Consider the following 6806-nt stretch of genomic DNA (forward strand, 5'->3'; position numbering starts at 1 on the left):
ACCGGCCGAGGGGTCAAGCGATCAGTTCGGCGGCCCGTTCGGCAATGGCGTAGACAGTGGCGTTGGTGTTGGCCGAGGGGATGGACGGCATGACCGAGGCGTCAGCGACCCGTAGTCCGGACACCCCGTGGACGCGCAGGTTCGCGGGGTCGACGACGGCGTCGGGATCGGTTCCCATGCGGCAGGTGCTGGTGTAGTGGAAGTAGGCGCCGAAGGACTCGCGGATGAATGCGTCCTCGGTTTCGCGGCTCGTCCCGGAGCCCGGCACTGCCTCCTGCTTGCGCCACCCGGCGAGCGCGTCCGCTTTCCCGATCCGGCGCGCCAAGGCCAGGCCCCTGCGCATGACTTCCATGTCGCGGTCATCGGCCAAGTAACGGGGGTCGACGAGGGGAGCGCTGCCGGGCCGGGCGTCGGACAGGCGCACGGTGCCGCTGCTGTGCGGAGCCACCGCGGAGAAACAGATGGTGTAGCCGTTGGCCGGGAGCCCGCCCCAGGGTGAGGGGAGCGGTGCGGGAACGAAGAAGATCTGAAGGTCCGGCCGGGCCGCGGTGGGATCGCTGTGGAGCAGGCCCATCATTTCGCTCGGCGGGTTGCCGGGAACGAACGGTACGGGCTCGGTCGTCTCGTACACCACGCCGACCATCGGGTGGTCCTGCAGACGGGAGCCCACGCCCGGCAGATCGGCGACGACGTCGATGCCGTGATCCTCAAGGTGTCGTGCCGGGCCGATCCCCGACAGCATCAAAAGGTGTGGGGAATTGATCGCTCCCGCGGTCAGCACCACCTCGGTACTCTCGACGGACTGGTGCTCGCCGCCGACGGTGTACTCGACGCCGGTGCAGCGGCCCGCTGCGGTACGCAGCCGCAGCACGGTCGCGTCCGTGACGACATCCAGGTTCGGCCGGTCGAGGAAGGGACGGATGTAGGCGTCGGCCGCGCTCTGGCGGGCGCCTCCGGGCAGATTCATGTCACTCCACCCGAACCCGGTCTCCAGCCCGCTGTTGATGTCGTCGGCGCGTTTGAACCCGACCTCCACTGCGGCGTCGACGAACGCCGCGGTCAGGGGATGGGGTTCCGCCACCGGGGCAACCACGACCGGCCCGTCGGTGCCCCGCAGGGAGGCGTCACGACCGTGAGCGCTCTCGCTGCGACGGAAGTAGGGCAGCAGATCGTCAAAACCCCAGCCCGGAGCACCGAGGCCGGGCCAGACGTCGTAACCGGAGCGATGCCCCCGCAGGTGGTGGAGGCCGTTGACGCTCGACGATCCGCCAAGCGCCTTGCCGCGCCGCAGCTCCACCGCCCTGCCCGTACTGGCCTGCACGGTCGAGGCACCCGGCCACAGGGATGCCGGGTCGGGTACCAGGAAACCCCAGGGAGACGCCATGGACTCGGTGGCGTCACGGGCTCCCGCCTCAAGCAGCAGCACCCGCACACCGGAGCGTTCCGAGAGCCGGGAGGCGATCACGCATCCCGCCGTCCCTGCTCCCACCACGACATAGTCATAAGGCCGATGGTCCATCACGTCTCCTTCTTCCCCGGGGACGGACCTCTTCGTTTCTTTTGTGTGCGCCCGTCCCGGAACAGTCGGGGTGTTCCCCTGCCGTCGGAGTTTAGGAAGATCGACGCGGCACGCACATGAACCACGGCGCCGTCCGATCGGAACACGGGCGCCACAAGCCGACGTCGTGGGGTGCAGCGCGGGCGACCGGTCCTGCCGGGGTGGCCTTGGAGGCAGTACGGAGTGGGCACCCCCCGGCACTTCACATCGAAACGATGTGCACATCGTTTCGATGTGAGATCCTGGGGTCATGCTTGAACTCGCGATCCTTGGCTTCCTCGCCGAAGGCCCCCTGCCCGGTCACGAGCTGCGCCGCCGCATCACGCACCTGACCGGCTACAGCCGTCCGGTCAGCGACGGCACCCTCTACCCGGCGATCAACCGGCTGACGAAGGCCGCCCTGATCGAACGGCGTCCCGCCCCCCAAGCGGGCGGCGGCCGGTACGTGCTGAACCTGACCGCGCTAGGACGCGAGGACATGCTGCGGCGGCTGCGGGATCCGGCCGAGCACGAGATCACTGATTTCTCCCGCTGGTTCACGATCCTGGCGTTCCTCTCGCTGCTGCCCGACAGCGCCGAGCAGCACGCCGTGCTGCGACGCCGCCTGGATTTTTTGGAGGCCCCCGCCAGCTTCTTCTACGACGGCGATACGCCGCTGCGCGCCGAGCAGGTCAGTGATCCCTACCGGCGCGGCATGCTGCTCACCGCCCGTGCCATCAGCCGCGCCGAGCGCGCCTGGCTCCACGAACTCCTGGACAGCGACGGCACCCCAGGCTCCGACGAGCAGCCCCACCCTCAGACCCACACCCGTGATCGGAAGGACTGACCATGCTTGCCTCCTGGTACGACGAGCAGGGCCCGGCAGCCGTGCTCCAGCTGGGTGAGCTGCCCGACCCCGCCCCCGGCCCCGGTGAGGTCCGGGTCCGCGTCACCGTCTCCGGCGCCAACCCCGGCGACACCAAGAAGCGGCGCGGCTGGACCGGCACGGCCATGCCGTATCCGCGGGTGATCCCGCACAGCGACGCCGCAGGCATCATCGACTCCGTCGGCGACGGCGTCGACCTGCGCCGCGTCGGCACACGTGTGTGGGTGTACGGCGCCCAGTCCTACCGCCCCTTCGGCACTGCCGCCCAGTACACGGTCGTCCCCGGCGACCTCGCCGTCCCGCTGCCCGACCACCTCTCCGACGATCTCGGCGCGAGCCTGGGCATCCCCGGCATCACCGCGCACCGCACCGTCTTCGCCGACGGCCCCGTCGACGGCAAACTGGTGCTGGTCAACGGCGTCCTCGGCGGCGTCGGCTCGCTGGCCGCCCAGCTCGCCCGCTGGGGCGGGGCCACCGTCATCGGCACGGTCCGACACGGCACCGAACTGGACCGGATCGATCCCGCGGTGGTCTCCCACGCCATCGCCCTCGACTCGGGCGACCCCGCCGCCGCGATCCGCGCCCACGCACCCGACGGCGTGGACCGGATCGTCGAGGTCGCCCTGTCCGACAACGCCGACCTGGACGACGCCGTCGCCGCGAACGGTGCGGTCATCGCCGCCTACGCCACCCGCTCCAACCGCACCGAGATCCCGTTCTGGACCCTGCTGTTCAACAACGTCACCCTGCGCCTGCTCGGCAGCGACGACTTCCCCGCCGAGGCCAAACGCCAGGCCGCCCGCGACCTCACCGCCGCGGCCGCCGTCGGCGCCCTCACCGTCGACGTCGGCGACCGCTTCCCGCTCGCCGGCATCGCCCAGGCCCACGACCGCATCGACGCCGGCGGCCGCGGCCGCGTCCTGATCGACATCCCCCATTGAAGTTCTCCCCTCCCTTCGCTTGCGCTCAGGAAGGGGATTCCCGTCTACCTTGCGGCGGCAGGCTTGACGGTTTTACCCGCCCTGCGACCGCGCCTTCCGGCGGCCGGGACCTCCACGATCACGTGGCCGGTCCGCTACAGGTGCATGTTCCTCGCCGCGTTCCAGTCGGCGTTCGCCGTCCAGCCACAGTCGGCGTTCTTGCAAGAGAACAATTCCTGGCTCTCCCGGCTGCCAGGGGTGGTCAATCCGCAGGCCGAGCACCGCCGGGAGGTGTGCGGGGCGGGAACCTTGACCAGCCGGCCGCCGTAGCGGGCGCTCTTGTACGTCAGCATCGTCACGGTCCGCCCCCACGCCTCCTGGGCGATGGCACGGTTGAGTCCGGCCTTCGCCCCGGCCCCGTTACGCAGGAACACGCCCCCGCCTGCGGAGTCGGGTTTGGGGGCCGGGCTCTTGGTCATGCCGAGGATGGTGAGCTGTTCGACCACCAGCACGCCGTGCGTGCGGGCGAGACAAGTAGTGGCCTGGTGCTGCCAGTTGAGGGCTCGTCGCGTGGCTTTTGCTCGGAGCCGCTTGATCTGGTCGTAGGTGTGCTGCAACCGCTTGGAGGTCTTCTCCCCCTTCTTGCGGAAGCTCTTGCTGAGTGCGGCCTGACGCTCCAGCTTGAGGTAGCTTGGCCTTTTCCTTCGGGGTCAGCCACTTGTCGCGATCGGCGCTGCCGTCCGGAAGGCGCGGCGGGCGCCCGTGGTCCTGGTGGTCCTTGGTGGACAGGGCGAGGGGGATGGTGACTCCGGCGTCGATGCCGGTCCTCCGGCCCCTGGTGGGGTTCGGGGGCGCGGTCGAGGCTCTGGACGCGAAGGCGATGTGCCAGCCCAGCGCGCCCTTGACCAGACGCGCTCCGGTGATCCGGTTCTCCTTGTTGGCCCTTCTTGCCCACGGGAAGGTTCTGGTCCAGCGGAAAGGGACCCGGCCGACCTTGGGAAGGTTGACCATGTCGCGGTGCACCCGCGTGATGTTCAGGTCCCAGCCCTGCGGAGTGTCCACCGACAGCACCGTGCGGAAGCGGCCCTTGTAGGCGGGCTCCTCGGCCCGGCCTTCCCAGCAGTTCACCCAAGGTGGCTGAGGTTCCGCGAGCTGTCTATAGTCAGGTGGGTGACTAAATCTGGGGCCTTGCAGGCGCGGGCGGCGCAGAAGCGCCGGCGGCTGACCGAGGCCGCCGTCCAGGTGCTCCATCAGCAGGGGGTCGAGCGCACCACGCTGGCTGACATCGCTCGCGAGGCCGACGTTCCGGTCGGGAACGTCTACTACTACTTCAAGACCAAGGACGATTTGGTCCGGGCGGCGCTGTCCGAACACGACAGCTACCAGAATGAGCTTCTCGCTCGGCTCGATGAGCTGGCCGATCCGCGCGACAGAGTCGAATCCCTGGTCAGAGAGTGGATCAGCCACCGACACGAGGCCGCCCGTCGCGGATGCCCGACCGGCACCCTGGCCATGGAGCTACGCAAACGGCCGGACAACGCCCTCAGCTCTGAAGCCGCCGCTGTTTACCGGCGCCTGCTGGACTGGATCGCTCGCCAATTTCGCGAGCTCGGGCGACCCGACTCGGACCGGCTGGCGATGACCCTGGTCGCCTGCTACGAGGGAATGTCGATGATGTCCAACATCTTGAACGACCCGGAGATCATCCTTCACGAAGGAGGCCGGCTTTTGGACTGGCTCGGCGACCTCTGACCCGGGTGGAACTGCTGAAGGTCACGCCGACGCCGTGCGAGAACTCGACGGCAGGGCAGCTTTTGCTGTCGGCTACCCGGCCCACAGGCCATTCTCGTTCTTCATCGGGGCCTTCCTTCGTGGATACCCCGGCCTTCAGGCCGGGGAGGAAACGAAGCTCCTGCGGAGCAGGGCAGGAGAAGTCGGTTCGCTGCCAGGGCGGACCGACGCCTGCCGCACACCGGCCGACACCCAGCGCTCACACGGGAGCTGATAACCCGTGAGGTGCGATGCGGCAGGTAAAGCGGGCGTTCAAGTACCGCTTCTACCCCACCAACGAGCAGGCGGCGGAGTTGTCGCGCACGTTCGGCTGCGTCCGCCTGGTGTACAACAAGGCACTGGAGGAGCGCACCCGGGCCTGGTACGGCGAGCAGCGCCTGGTACAGGCGCGACCTCGTCGTGATCGACCGCTTCTTCCCCAGCACGAAGCTGTGCGGGGCCTGCGGCACGTCGCGGCGAAGCTGCCGTTGAACGTCCGCGAGTGGACGTGCGAGCACTGCGGCGTGGTGTGGCAGTCAAGATGTCGATACCCGACCTAGCCGATCAAGATCAATTTCGCCGGGTGCCCGCCCCAGACCTGCTCGGCCGCCACGTCACCGCGAGGGTGCCAGGGATGAGGTGGTCGGCGCCATCACCTACATCCCCACCGACAAGGGCTGTCTGCATCTGGCGACCTGGCTGGACCTCGCCACGCGCGAGATCGTCGGTTACTCGACTGCCAACCACCACCGCGCTTCCTGGTCGTGGATGCGCTGAGGATGGCCGCCGGACGCCGTCGGCTCCAGCCCGGATGCATCGCCCACTCGGACCGCGGCAGTGCATACATCTCCAACGAACTCCGCCGCGAGATAGGCCAGTTGGGGCCCCGGCAGAGCATGGGTGCACCGCACCGGCTCGTGCTGCGACAACGCCGCCGCCGAGTCGTTGGCTCGAGGTTCCAAGCCGGTGACGTCCACGACTCGGCCTGCCACGTCGTTCCTACTCCGGCTCCTGGCGAGGGTGTTGGGGCTCCTGGGGCAGCTGGTCGGCGCGGCGGTTGTTGCGTTCGATTGCTGCCATGTGCTGCTCCGCCCACGTACGCAGGGCGTCCAGCGGGCCGTCGAGGGAGCGGCCCAGCGCGGTGAGCTGGTAGTGCACGCGGGGTGGCACTGTTGGTTCGACTCGCCGGGCAACCAGGCCGTCGCGGACCAGGCTCTGAAGGGTCGCGGAGAGCATTTTCTGCGAAATGCCCGGTATACGGCGCCGCAGTTCTGCGAAGCGCACCTCGCCCGGGGCTGACTCGGCCAGGACCTTCACCGTCATCGAGGTCCATTTGGTCCCGATCCGATCGAGTAGCTGCCGGGTCGGGCACAGTGGGCTAAACAGATCGCCGCGCTTCGACGTGGTCACCCGGAGCTCACCACCTGAAGGGAAAGTGCCGTCTTGGAACCTCCAGGCTAGTCCCCTAGCGTTTGCTGGTCACTAGTGGTTACCGGCTATCCCTGGAGTTCCCCATGCCCGAGCTGTGCCGCATCCCCGTCAACGGCACCGAGTTGAACGTGGCCATCGCCGGATCGGGGCCCAACGTCCTGCTGCTCCACGGCTTCCCTCACACCTGGGAGCTGTGGACCGACGTCATGGCGGACCTGTCCGACCGTTACCGAGTCATCGCACCGGACCTGCGCGGGCTTGG

The 6806-nt window shown here is 68.7% G+C and carries 7 protein-coding genes and 2 pseudogenes; 6 read left to right on the forward strand and 3 right to left on the reverse strand.

Translation table 11 applies throughout. From position 1 onward, the window contains the following. Positions 1 to 13 precede the first annotated feature (13 nt). Positions 14 to 1519, reverse strand: a complete 1506-nt coding sequence (locus ACWCQ1_RS47695; protein WP_451029565.1) for a GMC family oxidoreductase — start codon at positions 1517 to 1519, stop codon at positions 14 to 16. A gap of 289 nt (positions 1520 to 1808) precedes the next feature. Between ACWCQ1_RS47695 and ACWCQ1_RS47700 the strand changes: the two genes are divergently transcribed. Both ACWCQ1_RS47700 and ACWCQ1_RS47705 read left to right on the forward strand, forming a co-directional pair. Then, positions 1809 to 2384, forward strand: a complete 576-nt coding sequence (locus ACWCQ1_RS47700) for a helix-turn-helix transcriptional regulator (protein WP_451029566.1) — start codon at positions 1809 to 1811, stop codon at positions 2382 to 2384. Positions 2385 to 2386: 2 nt separating this feature from the next. Continuing rightward, positions 2387 to 3364, forward strand: coding sequence for an NADPH:quinone reductase (locus ACWCQ1_RS47705; protein ID WP_451029567.1), 978 nt, complete (start codon positions 2387 to 2389; stop codon positions 3362 to 3364). Between the two features lie 44 nt (positions 3365 to 3408). Here ACWCQ1_RS47705 and ACWCQ1_RS47710 read toward each other — a convergent pair. Next, a pseudogene (locus tag ACWCQ1_RS47710) lies at positions 3409 to 4354 on the reverse strand (RNA-guided endonuclease InsQ/TnpB family protein). A gap of 159 nt (positions 4355 to 4513) precedes the next feature. Here ACWCQ1_RS47710 and ACWCQ1_RS47715 point away from each other — a divergent pair. The 3 genes and pseudogenes from ACWCQ1_RS47715 to ACWCQ1_RS47725 all read left to right on the forward strand — a co-directional run bounded on the left by ACWCQ1_RS47715 (position 4514) and on the right by ACWCQ1_RS47725 (position 5890). Further along, entirely contained in the window at positions 4514 to 5095 is a 582-nt protein-coding gene (locus tag ACWCQ1_RS47715; RefSeq protein WP_451029568.1) for a TetR/AcrR family transcriptional regulator, read from the forward strand. A gap of 269 nt (positions 5096 to 5364) precedes the next feature. Further along, positions 5365 to 5517: pseudogene (locus ACWCQ1_RS47720) on the forward strand (helix-turn-helix domain-containing protein); the annotation flags it as partial. A 235-nt stretch (positions 5518 to 5752) separates the two neighbouring features. Next, the gene (locus ACWCQ1_RS47725; RefSeq protein WP_451029569.1) at positions 5753 to 5890 is read left to right on the forward strand and encodes a hypothetical protein; all 138 of its coding nucleotides are present in this window, start codon (positions 5753 to 5755) and stop codon (positions 5888 to 5890) included. 222 nt (positions 5891 to 6112) lie between these two features. Here the strand turns inward: ACWCQ1_RS47725 and ACWCQ1_RS47730 are convergent, their stop codons facing one another. Beyond that, a complete protein-coding gene (locus ACWCQ1_RS47730) occupies positions 6113 to 6523 on the reverse strand; it encodes a winged helix-turn-helix transcriptional regulator (RefSeq protein ID WP_451029570.1) in 411 nt (136 codons plus the stop codon). Between the two features lie 104 nt (positions 6524 to 6627). Between ACWCQ1_RS47730 and ACWCQ1_RS47735 the strand changes: the two genes are divergently transcribed. Next, positions 6628 to 6806 (forward strand): alpha/beta fold hydrolase (locus ACWCQ1_RS47735; RefSeq protein WP_451029573.1); only part of this gene is annotated, 179 nt, incomplete at its 3' end.

It is taken from the genome of Streptomyces sp. NPDC002144 (genome assembly GCF_053593695.1).